The sequence below is a fragment of the Acinetobacter sp. P1(2025) genome, from assembly GCF_051390655.1.
In the GTDB taxonomy this organism is placed as follows: domain Bacteria; phylum Pseudomonadota; class Gammaproteobacteria; order Pseudomonadales; family Moraxellaceae; genus Acinetobacter; species Acinetobacter junii.
Genome location: NZ_JBPKBJ010000026.1, coordinates 22,420 through 46,647, shown reverse-complemented (window position 1 = coordinate 46,647; position 24,228 = coordinate 22,420). Strand labels below are relative to the sequence as shown.

The 24,228-nt window shown below is 38.5% G+C and carries 20 protein-coding genes and 3 pseudogenes; 10 read left to right on the top strand and 13 right to left on the bottom strand.

Annotation, left to right across the window (positions count from 1 at the left end; genetic code table 11):
- Positions 1-479 precede the first annotated feature (479 nt).
- The 4 genes and pseudogenes from ACSC97_RS08505 to ACSC97_RS08490 form a co-directional block, all read right to left on the bottom strand.
- Positions 480-1,028 (bottom strand): peptidylprolyl isomerase, encoded by a 549-nt coding sequence (locus ACSC97_RS08505; protein ID WP_039909150.1) that lies wholly within the window; start codon positions 1,026-1,028, stop codon positions 480-482.
- A gap of 130 nt (positions 1,029-1,158) precedes the next feature.
- Positions 1,159-2,229, bottom strand: a complete 1,071-nt coding sequence (locus ACSC97_RS08500; RefSeq protein WP_205673191.1) for an alpha/beta hydrolase — start codon at positions 2,227-2,229, stop codon at positions 1,159-1,161.
- 357 nt (positions 2,230-2,586) lie between these two features.
- On the bottom strand, positions 2,587-2,823 hold the full coding sequence (locus ACSC97_RS08495) for a hypothetical protein (RefSeq protein ID WP_004914451.1): 237 nt from the start codon (positions 2,821-2,823) through the stop codon (positions 2,587-2,589).
- A 388-nt stretch (positions 2,824-3,211) separates the two neighbouring features.
- Positions 3,212-4,065: pseudogene (locus ACSC97_RS08490) on the bottom strand (MBL fold metallo-hydrolase).
- A 108-nt stretch (positions 4,066-4,173) separates the two neighbouring features.
- Here ACSC97_RS08490 and ACSC97_RS08485 point away from each other — a divergent pair.
- The 3 genes and pseudogenes from ACSC97_RS08485 (at position 4,174) to dnaK (ending at position 7,902) form a co-directional block, all read left to right on the top strand.
- Positions 4,174-5,066: pseudogene (locus ACSC97_RS08485) on the top strand (LysR family transcriptional regulator).
- A gap of 159 nt (positions 5,067-5,225) precedes the next feature.
- Positions 5,226-5,771 (top strand): nucleotide exchange factor GrpE, encoded by a 546-nt coding sequence (grpE, locus tag ACSC97_RS08480; RefSeq protein ID WP_005158808.1) that lies wholly within the window; start codon positions 5,226-5,228, stop codon positions 5,769-5,771.
- Between the two features lie 187 nt (positions 5,772-5,958).
- Positions 5,959-7,902 (top strand): molecular chaperone DnaK, encoded by a 1,944-nt coding sequence (gene dnaK, locus ACSC97_RS08475; protein ID WP_004949942.1) that lies wholly within the window; start codon positions 5,959-5,961, stop codon positions 7,900-7,902.
- 45 nt (positions 7,903-7,947) lie between these two features.
- On the opposite strand, the gene ACSC97_RS08470 is transcribed toward dnaK, so the two are convergent.
- Positions 7,948-8,832, bottom strand: coding sequence for an MBL fold metallo-hydrolase (locus tag ACSC97_RS08470; protein WP_436660415.1), 885 nt, complete (start codon positions 8,830-8,832; stop codon positions 7,948-7,950).
- Between the two features lie 174 nt (positions 8,833-9,006).
- Here ACSC97_RS08470 and ACSC97_RS08465 point away from each other — a divergent pair, with 174 nt between their 5' ends.
- The 4 genes and pseudogenes from ACSC97_RS08465 to ACSC97_RS08450 all read left to right on the top strand — a co-directional run bounded on the left by ACSC97_RS08465 (position 9,007) and on the right by ACSC97_RS08450 (position 12,886).
- The gene (locus ACSC97_RS08465; protein ID WP_404490681.1) at positions 9,007-9,918 is read left to right on the top strand and encodes a matrixin family metalloprotease; all 912 of its coding nucleotides are present in this window, start codon (positions 9,007-9,009) and stop codon (positions 9,916-9,918) included.
- A 324-nt stretch (positions 9,919-10,242) separates the two neighbouring features.
- Positions 10,243-11,157 carry a matrixin family metalloprotease gene (locus ACSC97_RS08460; RefSeq protein WP_151690745.1) on the top strand — a complete coding sequence of 305 codons (915 nt, stop codon included), beginning with the start codon at positions 10,243-10,245 and terminating at the stop codon, positions 11,155-11,157.
- Positions 11,158-11,490: 333 nt separating this feature from the next.
- A pseudogene (locus ACSC97_RS08455) lies at positions 11,491-12,386 on the top strand (matrixin family metalloprotease).
- Positions 12,387-12,514: 128 nt separating this feature from the next.
- On the top strand, positions 12,515-12,886 hold the full coding sequence (locus ACSC97_RS08450) for a hypothetical protein (RefSeq protein ID WP_004914476.1): 372 nt from the start codon (positions 12,515-12,517) through the stop codon (positions 12,884-12,886).
- Between the two features lie 54 nt (positions 12,887-12,940).
- Here the strand turns inward: ACSC97_RS08450 and ACSC97_RS08445 are convergent, their stop codons facing one another.
- The 4 genes from ACSC97_RS08445 to ACSC97_RS08430 all read right to left on the bottom strand — a co-directional run bounded on the left by ACSC97_RS08445 (position 12,941) and on the right by ACSC97_RS08430 (position 16,975).
- Positions 12,941-14,233 carry a lytic murein transglycosylase gene (locus tag ACSC97_RS08445; RefSeq protein WP_436660412.1) on the bottom strand — a complete coding sequence of 431 codons (1,293 nt, stop codon included), beginning with the start codon at positions 14,231-14,233 and terminating at the stop codon, positions 12,941-12,943.
- 603 nt (positions 14,234-14,836) lie between these two features.
- Entirely contained in the window at positions 14,837-15,958 is a 1,122-nt protein-coding gene (locus tag ACSC97_RS08440) for a 5-(carboxyamino)imidazole ribonucleotide synthase (RefSeq protein ID WP_112986349.1), read from the bottom strand.
- An 11-nt stretch (positions 15,959-15,969) separates the two neighbouring features.
- Positions 15,970-16,482 carry a 5-(carboxyamino)imidazole ribonucleotide mutase gene (gene purE, locus ACSC97_RS08435; protein WP_004914484.1) on the bottom strand — a complete coding sequence of 171 codons (513 nt, stop codon included), beginning with the start codon at positions 16,480-16,482 and terminating at the stop codon, positions 15,970-15,972.
- 136 nt (positions 16,483-16,618) lie between these two features.
- A complete protein-coding gene (locus ACSC97_RS08430) occupies positions 16,619-16,975 on the bottom strand; it encodes a DMT family protein (RefSeq protein WP_436660420.1) in 357 nt (118 codons plus the stop codon).
- 72 nt (positions 16,976-17,047) lie between these two features.
- On the opposite strand from ACSC97_RS08430, the gene ACSC97_RS08425 reads away from it, so the two are divergent.
- Both ACSC97_RS08425 and mpl read left to right on the top strand, forming a co-directional pair.
- Positions 17,048-17,575 carry a hypothetical protein gene (locus tag ACSC97_RS08425; protein ID WP_125299712.1) on the top strand — a complete coding sequence of 176 codons (528 nt, stop codon included), beginning with the start codon at positions 17,048-17,050 and terminating at the stop codon, positions 17,573-17,575.
- 153 nt (positions 17,576-17,728) lie between these two features.
- Positions 17,729-19,090: a UDP-N-acetylmuramate:L-alanyl-gamma-D-glutamyl-meso-diaminopimelate ligase gene (gene mpl / locus ACSC97_RS08420; protein WP_436660409.1), complete on the top strand. Its 1,362-nt coding sequence runs from the start codon at positions 17,729-17,731 to the stop codon at positions 19,088-19,090.
- A 259-nt stretch (positions 19,091-19,349) separates the two neighbouring features.
- Here the strand turns inward: mpl and ACSC97_RS08415 are convergent, their stop codons facing one another.
- From ACSC97_RS08415 to ACSC97_RS08400, 4 genes are read right to left on the bottom strand one after another with little or no spacing between them, the layout of a single operon-like run.
- Positions 19,350-20,093: an SDR family oxidoreductase gene (locus ACSC97_RS08415; protein WP_436660407.1), complete on the bottom strand. Its 744-nt coding sequence runs from the start codon at positions 20,091-20,093 to the stop codon at positions 19,350-19,352.
- 19 nt (positions 20,094-20,112) lie between these two features.
- Positions 20,113-20,811 (bottom strand): histidine phosphatase family protein, encoded by a 699-nt coding sequence (locus tag ACSC97_RS08410; RefSeq protein WP_436660405.1) that lies wholly within the window; start codon positions 20,809-20,811, stop codon positions 20,113-20,115.
- A complete protein-coding gene (locus ACSC97_RS08405) occupies positions 20,808-21,929 on the bottom strand; it encodes a phosphotransferase family protein (protein ID WP_436660403.1) in 1,122 nt (373 codons plus the stop codon). The genes ACSC97_RS08410 and ACSC97_RS08405 overlap by 4 nt, the downstream gene beginning before the upstream one ends.
- A gap of 13 nt (positions 21,930-21,942) precedes the next feature.
- Complete coding sequence (locus ACSC97_RS08400; protein WP_020899676.1) at positions 21,943-23,172, bottom strand: acyl-CoA dehydrogenase family protein; 1,230 nt, start codon at positions 23,170-23,172, stop codon at positions 21,943-21,945.
- A 106-nt stretch (positions 23,173-23,278) separates the two neighbouring features.
- Between ACSC97_RS08400 and ACSC97_RS08395 the strand changes: the two genes are divergently transcribed.
- Complete coding sequence (locus ACSC97_RS08395; protein ID WP_436660401.1) at positions 23,279-24,193, top strand: LysR family transcriptional regulator; 915 nt, start codon at positions 23,279-23,281, stop codon at positions 24,191-24,193.
- Positions 24,194-24,228: the final 35 nt, after the last annotated feature.

The following is a 24,228-nucleotide window of genomic DNA, read 5'->3' as shown; positions in this document are numbered from 1 at the left end:
TGTTAAGCCTGCCGCCAGCGTTCAATCTGAGCCATGATCAAACTCTTCAGTTAAAATCATTTTGCACCTTAGTTAAGACAAGGTGCTAATTCTGGCTCATCAATTTTCTGACTTAAATTTCGCTCAAATAAACTTCGAGTAATTTAAACCAATCAATCAATGAAAATTATTTCGATCGATCAACCAGTAAAAATCCACACAAGTTGTTCTTCTATTCTCTTAATGATCTTTTTTCACCTCGTCAGTGAAAAATTCAACACAATAAATTCAATCAACTTAACCGTTTAAAGCTAAGTTATTTGCTTCATTGCGTCGGGATGTGTGCATTATAGGAGGTTTTTTTTGGTGCGCAAGTGTTTTTAGAAAAAGATTGTGACGAGTGTTGTTTTTTTATCCACAACACCCATAAAAATACAGAAAAAATCACATTAAAATATTGAATTTAAACAAATAAATTAAATATTCTTTTAATTTATTCGTTATTTCTTTATTTGCACACTGATAATTTTAATCGGTTGCTTTGGTACATTTTGATGCATTCCATAATTACCTGTAGGCACATTTACGATTTTATCAACAACATTCATTCCTTTGGTGACTTTACCAAATACGGCATAACCTGCATCCATAGCTGAACGATTCAAGAAGCTATTATCAGCAACATTAATAAAAAATTGACTCGTGGCAGAATTAGGATCACTCGTGCGTGCCATTGCTAAAGTTCCCCGTGCATTTTTGAGACCATTATTTGCCTCATTAATAATTGGAGATTTAGTTGCCTTCTCAATCATATTGGCATCCATTCCCCCACCTTGAATCATAAATCCTGGGATGACTCGATGAAAAATGGTTCCAGCATAAAAGTTACTTTTTACATAATTCTCAAAATTTTTTGCTGATACGGGTGCTTTATCATTAAAAAGTTCAATTTCAATATTCCCCATTGAGGTTTTCATATCAATAATTGTATTTGCAAATAACTGACCACTTGCTAAAACCAAACTGGTTGCGAGGAATAGTTTTTTCATGATTACTGTTCTCAATTTAAAGTCTATTTAGAATAGGTATTGATTTTAGTTTTCTATCTATAATTTTGCTATTTCTAATTGTTAATTAAAGCATGCCGATGTTCCACGTGAAACATCGGCATTTTTTGAATCAGCTATGCTTATCCCAAAATTTTCTAAAGTTCTTGGCTATTTCGATTGTATTGCGCTTAGCCTTACTAGAAATAGGTGTCAAATTGATAAATCCATGTGTTTGATCTGGATAATCTACATATTGAACTTTGACTCCACTTTGTCTCAATTTATGGCTGTAAATTTCCCCTTCATCATGAAGCAAGTCATGCCCAGCTGTAATAACATACGCAGGTGCTAGCTTTCTCAAATTACCATAGGTTGGAGAGATCAGTGGATTATCCAAAGCGATGTTGTGTTGAGTCGCATAATACTGAGTAACATAATCAACATCCTTACTCGTCAATACTAGCCCTTCACCATATGCATAAAATGATGGATGTCTACTTTTGAAGTCTACAACTGGATATATAAGTAATTGAGCTTGTGGAGCATAAGATTTACCAGCTGTGTGTTGTGCAACGACTGTACTGATATTTCCGCCGGCACTATCACCAGCAACAGCAATTCTATTTTTATAAATCTTTAATTGTCGGCGATTCTGATAGACCCATGCTAATGCATCTTCACATGATTTGATTAAAAGTTGCGGAGAAGCTTCAGGTGCAAGTGGATAATCGATACTTAATACCTGTACTTTGGCATATTTGGCAATGAGTCGACACACCTCATCATGAGTATCCAATCCACCAACCACAAAACCACCACCATGATAGAACAAGATCATAGGTAGTTTTTTATTGGGTGCAGGATGATAATGTCTAGCGAAGACTGTTCCACTTTGTAAAGGTAATCGAATGTCTTCTACCGATTCAATCTGTGTCGCTTTGTTTAGGATAGCCAACATTTGTGCATCAAACTGGCGGCGTGATTCAATTGGATCTTCCCCGATAAACCCTATACGCCCTTGTTTAATTTGCACCGCCATTAAGCACTTGGTAAAGGCGTCTAAGTCAGGATATTGATAAGGATAACCTAAAACTTTTGCGAGAGATTCTTGAACTATTTTGGGAAGTTTATCTAATGCACGTGCAGCTGTACCTTGTCCTTTATCTAAAATCGTTTGAATTTTCTGAGGTAATGCTGTCACGTTTGTCCCCTTTATCGCACTGTTCATAATTCTTGTTCTTTCCGACTATATGCTTTTATAAAGCCAGAGATCAAGATCAAGATTTCAAAAATATGATGTACGCTAAAGAGCTAAGCTTAAAAAGTCATTAACTATTCTGCTTAATCCAAACTGATTATTTTGCCAATCTATGTCAAAAAATGCTTCATGAGCGTCATTAAAGGATGAGAGTTTTTTCTATTCACTCTCATCCTCTGGATCAAGATCCATTTGTGCTTAACGAGTAAATTGATGCAATGTATAGCAGTACATTTTGATCAATTGGATTGGGCATCTATCGCACCAATTAATCATATCTTTTACTCAAGAACGAAGAAATTATTGTGCCGAAGCATCTGCTGAGCCTGAAACAGAACCAGAAACACCTGCTGAAGCGCCACCAGGTTGAACATCAACAGATGAACCCGCTTGTACACCTACGCCACCTTGTACGCCTGAAGGGCTAACACTAGTTTGTGCTGAACCAGAAGCATCAAGACCACCTTGTGTTGAACAACCTACAGCTGTGAATGCAACACCAGATACAACCATAGAGATTAGGGCTAACTTTTTCATTGTGTATTTCCTTTCATTATGACAAAAAGCAAAGTTGTCTTTGCGTTGCTTATGATTCACAATTTTTTCGATGAACGTGGTGAGGATTGGTTGCAGTTTGTTGTTTAAGCCGTATTGTTTTGCAATTTTTATTAAACCAGTTTAGATGAGCATTCACTTAATTTTGCAATTCTTTGAATTAGATTAAATATTTATAATTTATTATTTTTCTGCAATACGATTCGGATCAGATCATACAAATATAGTCTTATCTTCAATATTTATCATTTATACAAAGTGCTATTAACACTGCTAAAAACTTACAATTAAAAAGTTTGAGTTAACAATAGATGTATTAAAAATAAAAAACCGTGAAAATTAATCACGGTTTTCTTCGTTTACAGCGAATTTAAGGCCACTGCATCTCACCTTTAACCACTTTAGCACCAAATTCCAGACTGCTTGATTCGCTTAAAGTTGGATATTCTTTTTGCATCATTTGAATTAAAGCAGTCGATGTTTTCGTAACTTTTGCTGCTTTCTCATATTGCTTCAAATAATCGATAGAAAAGTTAACTGCATCCAATCCTTCTGCTGCACCCGCTTTCATGTGTGCTGGAACAACAACATTCGGTTTTAATGATTTGATACTTTCTAATGCCAGTACCACTTCGTTACGATCTTTTGTTGTTGGGGTGTCTACCATCCATAAATGAATCCCGGAAGAGACTGGAATACCGCCTACAACGGCTTTAGCACTTGGAATCCACAAATAAGTCAGCTCATTTTTTCCTTAATCTCAATATTTTCATTTTCAAATTTTAAGATCTTAGCCGTATACCCTTGCGGAACAATAATTTGACTCGGTGCATTGGCTCCCATTTTGGGTCCCCAATAAGCAACTTTTAAAGCCTGCGTATCTTGAATATGTTTTACCGTTTCAGGGGTTGGAATGATTTGCACATTTGGGAAATATTGTTGAAATACATCTAAGCCAAAATAGAAGTCAGGGTCACCGTAACTGACAAAAATTGTTTTTAAAGTTTTACCGCTGTCTAAAATATCTGCCGCAATACGTAAAGCTTCAGATTTAGAAAATTGCGCATTGACCAGTAAGACTTCTTTGTCACCTTCGATTAATGTTGAAGTTACGCCAAAATGTTCAGGCTTTGCTAGGAAGTTCTGAATTTTTAAATCCTGTGCAAAGCTTGTTGATGTTGCCGCTAATGCAGTAAGTGCAAGTGTGAATGATTTGATATTCATTAATATGTCTCCTATTTGATAAAAAACACTTTAAGTTGCAATTATTGCCAAATAAACACCCTAAATTAAGATAAAATGTTGCATAAATTGCAACAATAAGAATTCTATATGGATACTTTAAAAGCCATTCAGGTTTTGTATGTATTGCTCAACAAGGCAATTTGAGTAAAGCAGCAGAACATTTAGACTATTCGAAAGCGATGGTGTCACGCTATCTTGAACACTTGGAACAAACCTTTTCTACTCGTCTATTTCAGCGTAATACACGTAAAGTTTCTCTTACCCCTGCGGGTGAAAAAGCCTTGATCTATTGTGAGAATATTTTACAGCAGCAACAGTTGCTTGAAGGTTTGGCTGCACCTGAACAACATAGTGGTACGATCCGTTTTACTTGTGGTTTGTTTTTGTTTCAACTAGGGGTAAATGAATGCATTAAGCAATTTAAAAAATTATATCCACACATTCATTTTGATGTGTATTTAACTGAAAATACTGTTGATTTGATGGATGCTCAGGTTGATCTTGCACTCAGAATTACACAAAAAGTTGCTGATGGTTTAATTACTCGGCCTGTTTGTGATATTGAATATATCTTTTGTGCGCATCCACATTATTTACAAGATCACACTCCCCTTTCACACCCAAGCCAACTGATTCAGCATGAATGTATAGCCCACCATACGCATAATCAGTATTGGACTTTGTTTGATACAGATCAACAACCTCAGAATTATCCATTAAATGTTACGTTTAAAAGTAATGATGTGATTGCGCTGTATCAAATGTGTCTCAAAGCAGAAGGCATTGCCATGTTACCAACGCTATTGGTGCGTCAGGATATTGCGGAACAACGTTTGCAACAGGTATTTACAGATTTTTCTGCACCTGACCTAACCTTGTCGCTAGTCTATGCATCAAGACAACATTTACCGAAAATCACACAAGAATTTATTGCTTTTGTCATCGAAAACTTAAATTTTTACTTAAATCAGCAAAATTAAAAGATTTAAATCAACCTGAACGCTTGAATTTTGTCGCCTTGCCCATACTTCATCCCTATCTATGAATGACCAAGATGTGGCAGTTCGGGTTTAACCCTATGAGCATTCACGCCAAAAGGACTGTACATGTTTAAGAACTTTTTTCAACGGAGATCATCAATGGCTAATGAGCAAAATGAGCAAGCTCAAGACATTCAAAATGAGCAACAAACTGAACAAACTCAAGCTGAAGGTGTAGAGCAAGCAAACGAGCTTAGCGTTGAAGATTTACAAGCGCAAATCACCAAACTCGAAGAAAGCTTGAAACTTGAAAAAGCCCGTACCGCAAATGCCGTGTACGAAGCACAAAAGAGTGTTGAACGTATCCAGCGTGAATCTGAAAAACACAAAGATACCGTTCTTGAGAAATTTGCTAAAGAGTTGTTGGATTCAGTCGACAATCTTGAACGTGCGATTCAAGCCGCTGGCGACGAACAAACACCTTTACTTGAAGGTGTAAAACTGACTTTGAAATCGCTACTGACAACACTTGAAAAATTTGGTGTGGTTGAAGCAGATACACAAAATGGTTTCAACGCAGACCTTCATCAAGCAGTCGGTATCGATCCAAATGCTCAAGCGAACCAAATCGGCACCGTATTGCAAAAAGGTTATACCTTAAATGGTCGCCTACTCCGCCCAGCAATGGTGATGGTAGGTCAATAAATTGATGTTGAGCATTTAAAATTTTGCTCAAAACACAATAATTCGAGAGTTTTTTGATTTTTTTTCATAAAAATGCTTGAAAAAAACCGATTGACTCTCATATCGAATAACAAGCAAATCCCCTTTTAAATTCCATTTATTAAATAGGAAATCAGGGGGTTCACAAAATTTTAGAGGAACATCCCAAATGGCAAAAATTATTGGTATTGACTTAGGTACTACCAACTCATGTGTTGCTGTACTTGAAGGCGATAAAGTAAAAGTAATCGAAAACGCTGAAGGCGCACGTACAACTCCATCAATTATCGCTTATAAAGATGGTGAAATCTTAGTTGGTCAAAGCGCTAAACGTCAGGCTGTAACAAACCCGAAAAACACATTATTCGCAATCAAGCGTCTAATCGGTCGTCGTTATGAAGATCAAGCAGTACAAAAAGACATCGGTCTTGTACCTTACAAAATCATCAAAGCAGACAATGGCGATGCTTGGGTTGAAGTAAACGACAAAAAATTAGCGCCTCAACAGATCTCTGCTGAAATCTTGAAAAAGATGAAGAAAACTGCAGAAGACTATTTAGGTGAAACAGTTACTGAAGCGGTGATTACAGTTCCTGCTTACTTTAACGATGCTCAACGTCAAGCAACTAAAGATGCGGGTAAAATTGCAGGTCTTGATGTTAAACGTATCATTAACGAACCAACTGCTGCGGCACTTGCGTTCGGTATGGACAAAAAAGAAGGCGACCGTAAAGTTGCAGTTTACGACTTAGGTGGTGGTACATTCGACGTATCAATCATTGAAATCGCAGACCTTGATGGTGACCAACAAATCGAAGTGTTATCAACAAATGGTGATACTTTCCTTGGTGGTGAAGACTTTGATAACGCGTTAATTGAATTCTTGGTTGAAGAATTTAAGAAAGAACAAAGTGTGAACTTGAAAAATGATCCACTTGCGTTACAACGTTTGAAAGAAGCTGCTGAAAAAGCAAAAATCGAGCTTTCTTCATCAAATGCAACTGAAATCAACCTTCCATACATCACCGCTGATGCAACTGGTCCTAAACACTTAGTGATCAATGTAACGCGTGCAAAACTTGAAGGTTTAGTTGCTGATTTAGTTGCTCGTACAATCGAGCCTTGCAAAATCGCGCTTAAAGATGCTGGTCTTTCGACTTCAGACATCTCTGACGTAATTTTAGTTGGTGGTCAGTCTCGTATGCCACTTGTACAACAAAAAGTACAAGAATTCTTTGGTAAAGAGCCACGTAAAGACGTGAACCCTGATGAAGCAGTTGCAATCGGTGCTGCGATTCAAGGTGCAGTATTGTCTGGTGACAAAACTGACGTTCTTTTATTAGACGTAACACCATTAACTTTAGGTATCGAAACAATGGGCGGTGTATTAACACCAATCATTGAGAAGAACACTACGATTCCTGCGAAGAAATCACAAGTGTTCTCTACTGCTGCTGACAACCAGCCTGCTGTAGATATTTCTGTTTACCAAGGTGAACGTAAAATGGCTCAACAAAACAAATTGTTGGGTAACTTCCAATTAGGCGATATCCCACCTGCTCCACGTGGCGTACCGCAAATTGAAGTATCGTTCGACATCAACGCTGACGGTATCTTAAAAGTATCGGCTAAAGATAAGAGCACTGGTAAAGAGCAATCAATCCAGATTAAAGCGAACTCAGGTTTGTCTGATGCTGAAATCGAAGCAATGATTAAAGATGCTGAAGCGAATGCTGAAGAAGACCGCAAATTTGAAGAGTTAGCGAAAGCTCGTAACGAAGCAGATGCTTTAGTATCTAGCTCAAACAAAGCAGTTAAAGATCTAGGTGACAAAGTGACTGAAGATGAAAAAACTGCAATCGCTACTGCGGTTTCTGAGCTTGAAGCAGCAACTAAAGAAAATGATGTTGAAGACATCAAAGCAAAAACTGAAGCTTTACAAAACATCTTGATGCCAATCACTCAACGTGCTTATGAACAAGCGCAAGGTGCTGGCGGCGCAGAAGGTTTTGATCCAAATGCATTCCAAGGTGGTGATGCGGGTCAACAACAAAAAGCGGACGATGGCGTTGTAGATGCTGAGTTCACAGAAGTTAAAGATGATAAAAAATAATTTGTCTCTTTAAAAAAGACCGCGCGAAAGCGCGGTTTTTTTATTTTAAGATTCATTATTTTGGTCGAAATATATTTCACCTAAAATCGGCATAAATAATGGTTCGACTCCAGAAGCTTTTATTTCTTCTAAAAATTCAGGGATATTCACACCAGGTAATAATTTTGGTGGTTGATCAATAGGCGTGAGCATCGTATCCCAATGACATGGAATAATGTATTTAGGTTTCAGCAAGCGCACGACATCTTTGACATAGTTCGGGCGATATTTGCGTCCAATCGCACATAGACAAACAATATCTGCTTGCCTACCTTGTAATTCTTGTTCAATAAAATCAGCTGAATCAATGTGTACAACGCGAAGATGCCCCGTATTAATCCACCAATTAAACACTTGACCATGCCGTAGGTGATGAAATTTCGGTGGATAAGGTGGCGGTGTGGTCATATCCCCTGGTAATGGCACCCGACCAAACAATGCTTTGCCATGAATCGACGGCAGCCCAACAACTTGCCATTGCCCACATTCAATAATTTCCCGGCCTTTGGTTTCCAGCATTTGTGATTCAGACAAACCTGCCGATCTCCCATACATCAAAGCAGCCTTCGAACCAATTAGGCGTGCACCTGTTTGTTTACATACCTCTGGTGCATCCAAGATATGATCGTAATGCGCATGCCCAATTAACACGTCATCGGCATTTGGAATATATTTTTTGACTAAAGTTGGGTCACTGAGTAAAGGTTGCGTGAATGTTTGCCAAAAATTCGGACGACTAATAAAAGGATCCAAAACTATAGTTCGATGTTGATCTGAAAGGATAAATCCTGCTGTTCCCAAGTATTGAATCTTTAAATTTTGGAAACTACTTTTTGCTGGTGAACTCGCATTCCACTGGTGATCAGGTACTTTTAATAAATAGTTGCGCATCTGCATTCCTTGATTATTTTTATCATTCCAAGTATTGCGTTATTAAAGCAAAAGCCTAAACACAATGATATATTTTCTTAATCCACTCTTTTACAGTAGTGCTACTTTATGTATGAAGATAATATGCTTCTACAACATTGATGCAATGTAAGCTTAGACAAGAATATTCAAAAAATGCCCCGCCTTCTGATTGTTATATTTATACTGATTGCTGTATTTTGGCTAAATTATCAAAGTCGAGAACATCCACAACTCAAATTTAATGCGCTTTCAGATCGAGTGCTTCATCCTTTTGATACCCGCCTACGTTATCGTATCGGCGATGTTGACCCACGTTTTAAACTCAGCATCGAACAAGTAAGACAAATTAGCGAACAAGCAGCGACGATTTGGAACGATGGAACAGGTCAGCAATATATTGTTTATGATCCAAATGCTCAGCTCACAATTCACTTGATCTATGATGAGCGTCAATTTGAGAGTGAACAACAACGCGCTCATCTCAATCAACTCAAAATGAATCAACAAGAATGGATCAATAAAAAACAAGAATTAGATCAAATGGAACAGCAATTGGCCTTCAATAAACAAAGTCTAGATCTAAAAAAACAAGAACTAAATCAACAAATTGACAACTATAACCATCAAGTACTTTTGGCTAAACAAAATGCTACTGATCATGATCGCCAATATTTCCAACAGCAACAATACGAATTACAACAACTTGTACAAAAACTCAGGCTTGAGATTGATAACTTTAATCAGAACATTGTCGAACTGAATAGAAAAATTGACAGCTTAAATTCGCTAGATCAACAACTTGATAGTTCTGTAAAATTATATCGACAGCGCTTTCAGCCACGCCTTTTTCACAAAGGGTTATTTAACGGGAAACAGATTTTGATATATGAATTCCAATCTGAAAATGACCTACGGCTCACCCTTGCTCATGAATTTGGACACGCGCTGGGGCTCTCCCATCATAATGATCCACAAGCATTGATGTATCCATTAATGCAAGATCAAGACCTCAATAATTTCCGTTTAAAACCTGCTGATTTGGAGTTACTTCAAAGCGTGCAATAGAGAAAGTTATAGAATGTGAAGTACATCTCATTAAAAAATTAAATTACAAAAAATAACAAGTTGATTTTTAACTAAAAAGAAGCTTAAGTTATGCACTTTCGGTCAATTGATCAATTTTAAATCATTGATTAATCTAATGTTATGAATAAAAAAACAACAGTATAGACTCCATCTCTCTTTTATTTCGTTATGCTATGAATCGCATTATTTTTTTTATTTTAAGGAAAAAAATCACACTTTTTCATATTAATTATTAATTAGATAGCGTTTTGACGACATCAAAATTTTGCTCAAAAATGAATATTATTTGGGGGGATGTTGCTCATGCGTTATCAAGCTTTGTCCATTATTGTTGCGTGTTTGAGTCTAAATATTAGCAGTTTAAGCCATGCTCAAAATAATCCGCACAATGCAACTCCGCATCAGCATCAAGTTGCTGACATGCCCCTACGCTATCGTATCGCTCCAATAGATCCTCGTTTTAATTTGAGTAGCAAACAAGTCCTAGAACTGACTCAGCAGGCTGCAAAAATTTGGGAAGAAGAAACGGGTAAAAAGCATTTCATTTATGATCCAAATGCTGAATTTACAATCAATCTAGTTTACGATGATCGTCAACAACACACTTCAAATCGCTTACAAGGTCTCAATCAACTTAAGCAACAACAGCAGCAATGGGAAATCGACTCTCTACAAATACAACAAGTTAAAGATGAGATACAACGTGCAACTGCCTCAATTGCAAGCAAACAAAGCCAACTCACTGCACAATTCCAACAATACAATGCAGATGTACAACGCTTCAATCAAATGCGATCTTCCTCTAAAGAATGGGCAGATCAACTAGCACAACGTCAAAAACAACTACAGCAACAATCTGCTGAATTGAAACAAGCAATCCAACAACACAGTCAAAAAACGCAACAACTAAATCAACAAATCAAAGGGTTAAACCAAAACAATCAACAATTGGCACTTTCAGCAAATCAGTTTAACCAAACGTTCCAACCACGCCTTTTCCACAAAGGTCAATTTAATGGAAAACAAATCTCTGTGTATGAGTTCTCTTCCAAAGATGACTTACGTATGACTCTTGCACATGAGTTCGGTCATGCCTTAGGTTTAGATCATACTGATGATCCAACGTCATTAATGTATCCTGTCATTCAAAAACAAAATATGGAACGATTTGCACTAGCACATGCAGATCAACAAGAGTTGGTTCGTGCCGTCAATTAATCATATTAAGAACTTGATTTGCACCGATCAATTTAACCATTTGGTATATTCATTAAACAAACAAACTTTTTTATTAGATGAATAGGAAAGCAAATATTAAGATTAATTTCACATAATATTCAAAGTTTATTATTAAATCTAACATGCTGTAATTATTTTTAATATTCAAATTTTGTGCATAAAAAACACAAAAAATGGCAATTTTAAAGCCAATTCCCTATTTTATTTAGAACTCCATTATTAAGAAAAAATAGTAAAAATGGTTTTTTAAGAAATTTGACTGATCATTTTAACTGAATAAAATACGGCCTTTTTCCAGTTTATCTCCTGTATATGCATCCATTATCTTGGCTGTTGTTTATCATTATTTCAGCATTTACCTCAATCCATATTCATGCTCACCCTGTGTCACAACATCTGGATGAAGCGGAAGATGATGATTCGCCTCTACACTATCGTATTGCAGACCTTAATCCTCGCTTAAACATTAGTAAGCAAAAAATGATTGAAATTAGTCAAGAGGCCGCTGCTATTTGGGAACGAGGTACGGGAAAACGCTATTTTGTTTATGATCCCAAAGCAACATTTACTGTAAATTTGGTCTTTGATCAGCGTCAAGTTCGTAGTATGAAACGAACTGAAAATCTCAAAAATTTAGAACAGGAAAAGCAGCTCTGGTTAGATGAGAATCAAAAACTGCTAAAACTGAAGCAAGACTCTCAACAATTACACACCCAATTAGAATTACAAAAAATTAAATATCAGGCCCAACTCAATGCTTATGCAAGCGCTCAGAATAAATATCTCAATAAATCAAATACAAAAAATTTAAACTTACTTCAAGAGCGCACGAAACTACTCAATCAGCAAAGAGATGTCTTACAAATCCTGATCAATGACCATGATCTTAACCATCAACAAATTCAGGTTAAAACAGATGAATTAAATAACTTCATGAACAGCTAACTCAGTCCGTTGATCGCTTTAATCAAAACTTTGCGCCTCAACTCGTTCATAAAGGGCAATTTAAAGGAAAACAGATCTTTATTTATGAGTTTTCTTCGATTGATGATTTACGCTTAACCCTAGCCCACGAATTTGGACATGCTTTGGGATTGAAACATACACATAATCCTAAATCATTGATGTATCCACGAATTAAGGAGCAAGATCCCAAAAACTTCCAACTAACAGCAACTGATCTAGCACTGTTAAATCATACAAATTAATGATGATCCCTCTATAAAATCACATGAAATCTACATTTCTATTCAGGTAACAAGAATAGGTCGATTCTTTGGATTTATTCGTGTTATTGTGTTGATAAAACATCATCTTAGTCTTAACGGAGATCAACATGAGTTATTATCATATCCTCATTGAAGTGAACGACCACATCAGTACGATTGAACAAACTCGTGATATTGAGATCTTGAATATTCAAGATATTAGCCCTTATCTCCACTCGATTTTGATTCCATATTTCAATGAACAAATCGTTGAACTTGAAGATGAAAATGTGACTTATGATGAGATTCTTCATCTGGAAGTAAAACAAACGCTATTACCTATCGAACATCTGATTGAAGAAGAACAAAAACAATTACCAAGCGATACAGATGTCACTATTACTGCTTATGAAATCTTTAATGATCGAGATTTGAGCCAAGATGTGACTGCGGTAATTTTTGATATCTTAGAAGCAGTCAAATTAGACGTTGAACCCTAAGAAAAAGGTCTACTTTAAGTAGACCTTTTTATTTTTAAATTATTGATAAATGATTTATTGCATCATTTGTTTTGCTTGTTCTTGACGGAAAGCTCGTAATATCTGCTGCCCTGCGCGTCCAGTTGGATTTAAGCCAAGTCGTGTTTGTTCTTGTCGAATAGCTTGACGACTCTTATCACCTATTAGCCCATCTACTGCACCAATATCATAGCCACGCTGAAGTAAAAATTGTTGAATTTCGCGGCGTTCCGCGCGTGAAGTACCCGCATCATCCGTCGGCCATGAAGTTAAAAATGGCGTACCTCCACGTAATCGGTCAGATAAATGAGCAATCGCTAATCCATAACTTTCCGCAGCGTTATAACTATAAATCGCATCAAAATTTTTGAAGACCAAAAATACTGGACCATTTGAACCTGCTGGTGCCATTAAACCTGCCAATGTACTACCAGAGAGATTTCCTTGAATTAAAGCGGTACCATCGGCACGTGTAAGACCTTGTGCAATCCAGTGATTAAGTGATTTTTTATTACGGCGACTTTCTCCTGAAATCGACATTCCATCAGGAATTTTGACTTCAAATCCCCATGGCATTCTTGTTTGCCAACCTGCTCTTTTCAAGAAATTTGCTGTAGAGGCTAACGCATCGGTTGTACTAGAAACCAAATCACGGCGACCATCTCCATCAAAATCTACAGCTAAGCTTTCATAGGTTGATGGCATAAATTGCGTATGTCCAAATGCTCCAGCCCATGAACCATAAAGTTGGTCTTGGGTTAAATCTCCACGCTGTAAAATACGCATTGTTGCAAAAAACTCACCGCGGAAATAACCTTGGCGACGTCCTTCACAACTCAAAGTGCCTAAAGCCTGTAATAAAGGATATTTACCTGAAATGTCACCATAGTTACTCTCAACTCCCCAAACAGCAACGACTGTCTCTGCTGGAACACCATAGGCTTGTTCTACTCGGCGTAGTACGTCTTGATGCTGTGTAAGTTTCTGTTGACCTGCTTGCACACGCTCGTTATCAACCAAACCTGATAAATAATCCCAAATCGGCGTCGAAAATTCAGGTTGATAATTTAATTTATCAATCACTGAATAATCTGGCGTTAGATTTTGCGTATAACGATCGTAGGTCGAAGCAGAAACACCAGATGCGATGGCTTGAGAACGTAAATTTGCCAAACATCCCTGAAAATTTGAACTTGGAGAATAAACGTTGCTAGTTGGCGTTACAGTGGTAGCTGAAATGGTAGCACCATTAATCACCAGTTCCGCATGAGCTTGATTTAATAAAGTGAATAAGGCAGTGCCTAGAAAAAAACGCAAAGAATGTTTCATGTCTTAACCAGAATTTTTAAATTTAAATTTCATATTCAAGATAGCATGCAGCAACAGCATGTATCGTTTGGAATCGTAACTTTGAATTCATTTTTTGTCTTTTAAATTTAAATGAATATTTTAAATTCATAAAACTTGCGATTTTTAAATTTAAAACTTGACCTATCTTTTTTTAAATTCAAATCAGCACATCTTTTTGAATTCAAAACACAATCCAAGTCATACAACTTGTTTTAAATTCAAAAAAACCACTCAATTTAAATTTATTTCCTTAGCAATCATCCTAAAACTATCATGAAGATGAATTAAGCCAATTTTCTCTTTAAAATCAGCATATAGTCATTGATACACACCACTAAAATTTAAATTCAAAACAACTTAAATCATCAAGTTTAAATTTAAATCTCACCCCATACTTTTGAATTTAAAAGTAACCTAACAACCAAAACTCAGTTTTAAATTCAAATTAAGGACATCATATTTAAATTCAAAACACCAGAAAGAGTTATCCACAACCAAATTCATTATACATTTTTAAATTCAAAAACATTAAGCCAATAAAAAAGCGATCCGAAGATCGCTTTTCGTTGCATTGTGGATAACTTAGATATTCATATCAGTCGTCAAAGCTAAAGGCACAGGTAAAATTTGAGCCAATTGACGGCATAAATCTGTTAATTCATCAGAATTATTCGGCATCAAAGTGATATGTCCTAACTTACGACCAGCACGCTCAGACTTATTATAAAGATGTAAATGAGCACCTTTCAGCGCTAAAATGTCCTCAGATTTAGGATGTTGCCCGATGATATTTACCATCACAGTTGGACGAACAACATCTGTTGCACCAAGTGGTAAGCCTGCAACTGCACGAATATGATTCTCAAATTGCGAACAAATCGCACCTTCAATCGACCAATGTCCTGAGTTGTGTACACGACATGCCATTTCATTGGCATAAAGCCCTTGCTCAGTTACGAATAACTCAAGCGTAAGCACACCCACATAATTCAAATGGTTCAATAACCGGGTAATGTAATCTTGTGCAACAGGCTGTAGATCTGTGCTGTTTGGCGCAGGAACAATCGAGTGTGACAAGATACCATTGTGATGATGATTTTCTGCCAATGCCCACGTTTTGACATCGCCATCTTGTCCACGTACTGCAATAATCGATACTTCTCGACTGAATTTCACAAAACTTTCAGCAATTAGACTTTTTGCAGGTCCAAGTTCAGCCCAAGCTGTATCAATTTGATCTTCTGAACGCAATACGAACTGACCTTTACCATCGTAGCCACCTGTTACGGTTTTTAATACGATCGGTAAGCCTAATTCATCAACAGCTTGCTTTAAACTTTGCAAGCTATCCACTGCGCGATACGGCGCAACAGGAATAGCTAACTCATCAAACAAGCCTTTTTCAGCTAAACGGTTCTGAGCCGTCGCTAAAGCAAGACGAGGAGGGTGTAATGTTTTGGTCTGAGTCAGAACATCCACATCAGCTACAGGCGTATTTTCAAACTCAAGACTGAATACTTCAGCACTTGCGATGAAAGCTTGAAGCGCTTGTGGATCTTTACTTGAAAATACAGGACCTAGAATAGCCGCAGGGCAATCTGTTTCTGCTTCGAAAAAGCTACATTGAATATTGAGTGGTAAAGCGGCTTGCGCCATCATGCGTCCAAGCTGTCCGCCACCAAAAATACCGATGGTTTTATTCATGATCAACCTCGTTATACTTGACCAGGAATGTTATTACTCGATACTTTTTCAGTTTGTGCAGTACGGAAATCTGCAACATTTTTTGCGATCTCTGGACGTGTTAAACCTAGAATTTGAGCTGCCATGATGGCTGCATTGGTCGCACCAGCTTGGCCAATTGCCAATGTGCCTACCGCGATACCTGCAGGCATCTGCACAATCGATAACAACGAATCAACACCGTTTAAAATCGAAGATTTCACTGGCACGCCAAGCACTGGCAAATCAGTTTTTGCTGCGCACATTCCTGGTAAATGTGCAGCACCACCAGCTCCCGCGATAATCACTTGGATACCACGATCACGTGCTGTTTCAGCATATTCAAATAAACGATCTGGTGTGCGGTGCGCAGAAACCACTTCAGCTTCAAAAGGCACACCCAACTGTTTGAGCATGTTTGCGGTATGTTCAAGTGTTGCCCAATCCGATTGAGAACCCATGATAATCCCGACTAAAGGTTGGTTATCTGTTGCGACCGCATTCATTGGCTTTTCCAAAACAAGATAAAAAGAGGAGAGTGTCTCGACTTGCGCCAAGCACAAAGGAATAAATTGGGGGATATTATAGCGTTTTTTTCAGGCATCCCCAACTACAGAAACGATTAAGCATCGCATAGAAAAACTAGCTCTGATTACGAAAAACAAAGTAGACGCACCCAAGCAAACACAAAATTGCCCAGACATAATCTAATTTAAATGGCTGTTTAAATAAAAAAATCATGAACGGAACAAAAACCAATAGTGTCACGACTTCTTGGGTAATTTTCATTTCCCCCAAGCTCCAGCCATATTGATTTAATAATTTCGTTGCGGGGATCATAAAACTGTATTCGAGTAGAGCGATACACCAACTAAATAGAATCGCTTGCCATAGCGGAGCATCGTGTAAGATTTTGAGATGTCCATACCATGCCAAGGTCATAAAACAGTTTGAAATAATCAATAAACACAGGGCTAAAAGCGTCGGGCTCAATTGTATTTACTCTAAAAATTTTGTAATAATTTTATAGTAAAATCCGTTTTTGAATAAGATTTGAGAAACATAAGGATTATGAAAAAGTTATTTCTACTGACTATTTTACTGTTTTCGATGAGCACAAACCACGCGATAGAATTAGATTTAGATAACCAAAATGAAGCCCTATCTGATTTAGCCAACATGTTCTATAGTGAAAAAAATGACCCTGTATATCGTTTTGAAGCCTTAGATCCTCAAAAACTAGATTATTCTGTAGAAAGTTTGAAATTTATAGATAAATATTTGTTAGATTTAAAGAAAAATAATTTAGATCAAATTTCTGATGATCAAAGATTTAAAACTGTTCTACGTACAGGTGCATATGTAGGAGAAACGATCAGAAAAAATGATAAAAATACAAATTGGCATTGGGTTGATTATGAAACAGCTAAGGAATTAAATCCTGAACTTTTTAATAATTTGGATCACTCAATTGAACTTGCTGCAGTACTAACAGATGGTGAACATTTCATCTTTCCACTGAATAAAGTTGTTAAATTTCTAAAAAATGGTGAAGAAGATAGTTTATATTTTTTTGCGACTACAGCGATGAAATTTTGACACTTCTCGCTTGAATTTTAAGTGAAGAACAACAACGAATTTTGACTATCTTTTCACTGCAAGCCTTGCTATCGTTGCGATTGAATTTTATTGATAACGACAATCATACACACGTGTTCCGTGCTGTATGCAAAGCAGTGGAGTAGGCGAGTTATGCATCTGCATATTTTGGGTATTTGTGGCACATTTATGGGGTCTTTGGCTCTATTAGCACGAGATTTAGGACATAAAGTCACAGGTTCAGATGCCAATGTTTATCCACCGATGTCGACTCAACTCGAAAATGCAGGCATCGAACTGATGCAAGGTTATGATCGTAGCCATTTGCAACCACATCCCGATCTTGTAATCGTCGGCAATGCCATGAAACGTGGTATTGATGCCATCGAGTATATGCTCAATGAAGGTTTACCTTATATTTCAGGCCCACAATTCTTAGCTGATCATGTGCTACAAGGTAAACATGTCCTAGGTGTCGCGGGTACACATGGAAAAACGACGACGACTACAATGTTGGCGTGGGTACTCGATCAAGCAGGTTTAAATCCAGGTTTCTTAATTGGTGGTGTACCGCTTGGTTTTAGCGAAAGCGCACGTTTAGGTGGTGGCAAATATTTCTGTGTGGAAGCTGATGAATATGATTCTGCTTTCTTCGATAAGCGTTCTAAGTTCGTCCATTATCATCCCAAAACTGCGATTTTAAACAATCTTGAATTTGATCATGCAGACATTTTTGATGATCTTGCTGCGATTCAAAAACAGTTTCATCATTTAGTACGTACCATTCCAAGCGAAGGTCGTATTATTGCGCCAATAACTGAAACCAATATTGATGAAGTATTAGCACAAGGCTGTTGGACGCCTGTAGTTCGCACCAGTCTTGAACCTAATGACCAAGCTGCTTTATCAGCGGATCTGATCAGTGCCGATGGTAGTCATTTTAAAGTCCTTGAAAATGGCAAGGCAATCGGGGAAGTAAAATGGAATATGACAGGACAGCACAGTGTAGCCAATGCTTTGGCAACGATTGCTGCTGCTCAGCATGTCGGTGTCAGCCTTGAACAAGCCTGTGAAGCATTATCTAACTTTGGTGGTGTAAAGCGCCGTATGGAGCTGTTAGGTACTGTGCGTGGCATCGAAGTCTATGATGACTTTGCCCATCACCCAACTGCGATTGAAACTACACTCGACGGCGCACGTAAACGTCTTGGTGAACGTAAACTTTGGGCAATCATTGAACCACGTTCTAACACTATGCGTATGGGCAGTCATAAAGATGGTTTGGCGCACTCTGCACGTTTAGCGGATGAGGTAATTTGGTATCAACCAGAAGGTTTAGACTGGGATTTACAACCTGTAATCTCAGCATCTTCAAACAAGGCTGAAGTCAGCCGCTCTTTGGATGACATCATTGCCCGTGTAGTGAATGAAGCAGGCGAGGGTGATGCTGTGGTGATCATGTCCAATGGTGGTTTTGGTGGTTTACACCAAAAATTGATTACGGCTTTGTCGTAATTTAGCCAATAGCCTATTTTAATCATCTAATTTTGTCACGGTATTCACTATCGTGACAGGCGGCATGGATGCCGCCCGTTGGACTGTGGTATAGGGATATACCATCAGTCCAACAAAGGATTTTTGTTACTTTGCGGAGTAAACTCTTCATCCCTGAAAAGTAAGGAAACGCCTATATCCAAACAGGTCAATGATTCAGCCTATATGAGGCTGTCAAACTTTCCAAATAGAGATATCTCCGATCTATTTTGAATAGTAATTAACTGAGCTTATTCACAAACTTTAAAGGCAAAATCTTCATTGCTATGCCCATTGGCAACCACGGCCACTGCGGAACATAAGCCTTTACTGATTCCTTCTCAATGGCTTTCACCAACGCCTTGCAACCTGTCTTTTCATCCACTTCAAACGGTAGTTTTTTCGCACCCTCATTCATTTCAGTACGAATATAGCCAGGGAAAATGGTTGAAACTTTAATTGGCGTATCCAACAACTCTGCACGAATGCCTTCCGCTAAATGTGCCACTGCTGCTTTGCTCGCAGCATAGGTCGACAAATGCTTCGGTAAACCGCGCATTGCACTCATTGAGGAGATCACTACCAAATGACCTTTGTTTTGCGCTCTGAAGATTTCAACTGCTGCTTCGCACTGTGCCAATGCTGAAATAAAGTTGGTTTCCGCTGTGGCACGATTTACTTCAAAATGCCCTTTACCAATACGACGACCATCACCAACACCTGCATTGACAATAATTCGGTCAATTGTCCCAAATTCCTGCTGAAAAGCTTTAAAAACCGTAAAAACATCATCGTAATGGGTCACATCAAGACTTTTGATTTTGACCTGAATTGCAAACTGACTTTGTAATTCTTGCTGTAAAGATTCCAAACGATCTAAACGGCGTGCGCACAATGCCAAATTGTATCCTTTGGCTGCAAATTCACGTGCCATCCCAGCGCCTAAACCTGAACTTGCACCTGTAATTAAAATCGTCTTTGTCATTTCCTTCACCTATTCTAATTTATATCCATGTTAAGAGTTCAGCATCACGCGCTTTCAAATAGTGATGCTCATTGAAACTGAGTAATTGCAAACGACCATCTGTCCAACGCAATGTGGTGATACTGGCATTGGCAATCGACCAATTGAGCGCAAAAATCTGTTTAGCATTCAGACCTAGAACCTTGCCAACCGCCACAGAAATCACGCCGCCTGAACTAAATACCACGGCTTGACGCTGTTGTGTCGCATCAAGATGCTCACACAGGGTTTGCAAAGCAGTTTCTACACGGGTCTGAAAGCCTAACCAAGTCTCATGATATTCATGGTCATATTGCGCTCCAATCCAGCGGTCAATCGCACCATCAAAAATTTTGCCCAGATAGGCCCGAGGATTGGCAACCAGTTCAACATCCTGTTTCAGCAATTCAGGTTGATTAAACCGTGGTTCGTATTGGGAAAACACATGCTGGTGATCAAACTCATTCCATGATGATTGGGTTTGAATCGGTACATCATGGAAACTTTTTGACAAGGCCAATTGCGCTGTTTGCTGATGACGCTGCATTGAACCTGCAACCACCAGTGGGGGATGTTTCAGGGTTTGCTTAAAAAAATCACCCACCACCTGTGCCTGCTGTTCACCTTTGGCCGAAAGCTGATCATAACTTGCCGCACCAAATGAGGCTTGCCCATGTCGCACCAGATAAATTGTGCTCATCGTTTTAAAATATCCTGTAGTTTTGCGCCATATTCAGGAATCAATTGCTGTGCTTCAGCATTGTTTGCTGCAATCAGTTTTAACGCCCGAATATGCAAGGCATGAATCAAAATCCAGAAATCCTTAAAGGCAGGATTATCGGTTTGCTGGTGGTAATAACGATAATAAATCTGTTGAGCAATCACCGCCAAACGGAACAAACCAAATACTTCATAAAATGCCCAATTGGCAGGTTGCAAACCAGTTTTTTCCAAGTAGTAGTCCACCACCTGTTGACGTGTCAGCATGCCTAGTAGATTGGTCGGTTGACGACGACTAGACTTCATCAAAGCATCGTCATCTTCTTGAATCCAGTAGGCGAGAGCACTGCCTAAATCCATCAGCGGATCACCAATAGTCGCCATTTCCCAGTCCAGTACTCCGATCACTGTAGTTGGTTGTTGTGGATCTAAAATGACATTATCAAAACGCCAATCATTATGAATGACACAAGTTTTAGAATCCGCTGGAATATGTTGCTGTAGCCATTTCCGCACAAAGCTAAAATCAGGTACATTTGGCGTAAGCGCTTTACTATAACGTGCATCCCAACCTTCAACTTGACGGCGGCAATAGCCTTCGCCTTTGCCCAGTTTTTCCAGTTCTGTACCTTGATATGGCACTTGATGCAATTCAATTAATTTATCCAAAACATTCAGACACAACTGTTGAACTTGTGACTGATTCAATTGTAATTCTTTGGGTAAATTAGCTCGCGGAATGATGCCTTCAATCCGTTTCATGACATAGAAATCACAACCTATTACGTTCTCGTCCTGACACAATGCAACCATTTCAGGCAAGACAGGGTAGAACGGTGCAAGATGCTTCTGCACATTGTATTCACGAGCCATATCATGCGCTGATTTGGCTTTAGTGCCTTTCGGTGGACGTCGTAGGATTAAATCTTGATTATCGTATTGCAAACGATAGGTCCAATTCGAAGCGCCACCTGAGTATTGAGTGACTTGTGCTTGACCTTGCAGTTGAACACCCTGATCCTTTAACCACTTTTCAACAGCGGAAATATCCAATTCTTCACCGTGACGAACCTGACCGCCGATATCAATCATTGTCATTTTTTTATCCTTATTAACGACCATAGCCACGTTTTTTCAATTCTAATTTAGCAATCATGCCCTTATGCACTTCATCAGGTCCATCAGCTAAACGTAAACTGCGTGCTTGATTGAAAAATGCTGTCAGCGGAGTATCGCGTGACACACCTTCACCACCGTGAATTTGGATCGCCATATCAACGACGTTTTGCAATACAGTCGGTGCAACGACTTTGATTGCAGAAATTTCGGTGAGTGCTGCCATATTACCTAAGGTATCCATCTTATAAGCAGCATACAGCGTTAATAAGCGAGCTTGATCGATCTGCACACGGGCTTCCGCGACACGTTCTAAATTGCCGCCAAGTTTAAGAATTTCTTTACCAAATGCCTTGCGTGACATGCCACGATCAATCATGAGTTCTAACGCTTTTTCCGCTGCACCGATACAACGCATACAGTGATGAATACGACCAGGTCCTAAGCGCCCTTGAGCAATTTCAAATCCTTGACCCGCACCACCAATAAAGTTGCTCACAGGTACACGCACATTGTCAAAACTGACCTGTCCATGTCCATGCGGTGCATCGTAATCACCAAACACAGGCAACATCCGTTCAATCGTTACGCCTTGCGTGTCGATCGGTACCAATACCATTGAGTGTTGATGATGACGATCTTTGTTGGGGTCTGGCGTATAAGCCATAAAAATAATGATTTTTGCATTCGGATCACCCAAGCCAGATGACCACCATTTACGCCCATTCAGAACAATTTCATCACCATCAATCACTGCCGTGGCTTGCATATTAGTCGCATCGCTTGACGCGACCGCAGGTTCAGTCATGCAGAATACAGACCGAATCTCACCATTCAGTAGTGGTTGCAGCCATTGTTGTTTTTGTTCCTGACTGCCATAACGCCATAGCAGCTCCATATTGCCACTATCAGGCGCATTACAGTTGAATACTGTCGGAGCCAGTAAACTACGCCCCGTCAATTCAGCAATATGTGCATATTCCTGTACCGATAAACCTGCACCCAGTTCACTATCAGGCAAGAACATATTCCATAAGCCTGCTGCTTTGGCTTTGGTTTTGAGTTGTTCGAGTTGAGCTGGCCACTGCCATTTCGTCCAGTCACCATCGACATTGAGTTGATGCACTTCATCCCAAAATGCTTTTTCTATTGGTTCTATTTCTTGTTGGATAAACGCCTGTGTGCGAGCAATAAAATCCTGTGCACGTTCAGATAATGCAAACATCATCATTTCCCTCAAGGTAAATATGTGGCGAAACTGAATTCGCTGCTTTACATCACCTTAAGCGAAAACTTATTATGAATGAAATGATTTTATTTTATGCAAAACTATGAATCAGATTCATAATACAAATCCATTGGAAGTGGGTAACTTCCTTCGTATTGATATCAATCTGTATCCACTTTTTATTGCGATTTTTGAGCAAAAAAGCATTTCTAAGGCCGCTCAAATTCTTTGTATTAGTCAATCTGCGGTCAGTCATGCTTTACAACGTTTGCGTCTGCAACTTAAAGATGAATTATTTGTGCGCAGTGGACAAAAAATGCTTCCCACACCTTTTGCCGAACAAATTTATCAACCGATTCAAACGGCGTTATCAACGATTCAAAATATTGCGATTCCACAACACGACTTTGATCCTAGCATGCTACAAAGCTTGAAAATCGCAATTCATGATGAAATTGAACCGATTATTTTTCCTCAATTAGTGCATCATTTTAGTCAACTCAATCTCGATATTCAGTTTTTGAGTTCCAAACTTGATCGAAAAAATATGCTGGCTGATCTTTCAGCACAACAAATTGATTTTGTGATTGATCTAGTACAACCCTATCAAGAAAATTTACAGTTTGAAAACTTGATTGAAGATCATTTTGTGGCGTGTACACTTCAAACAGAGATGGATTTATCGCTCTATTTATCCTCACCACATATCGGTGTGTCCTCTCGGCGAACAGGATTATTGCTTGAAGATATTTATCTCAATCGACAGCAACTTTCTCGACAAATTTTTATGCGCTGTCAGCACTATTCCACTGCCTTACAAGTCTTGGCTCAGTATCCCAAGGCGATTCTCACCATTCCTCACAGTATTTTAAAACATCTGCATTATGCGCAAGATTTAAAAATACATCAGTTACCCATCGAGCTGCCTAAAATTAAAATGGGGATGTATTGGCACGAACACGTCAGAAAGAATCCTCGCCATCAGTTTCTTCGAAATGAAATTTTGAAAATTTTTTGAGCCTACCAAGTTAGCGTATTAAAACGCCAAACTTG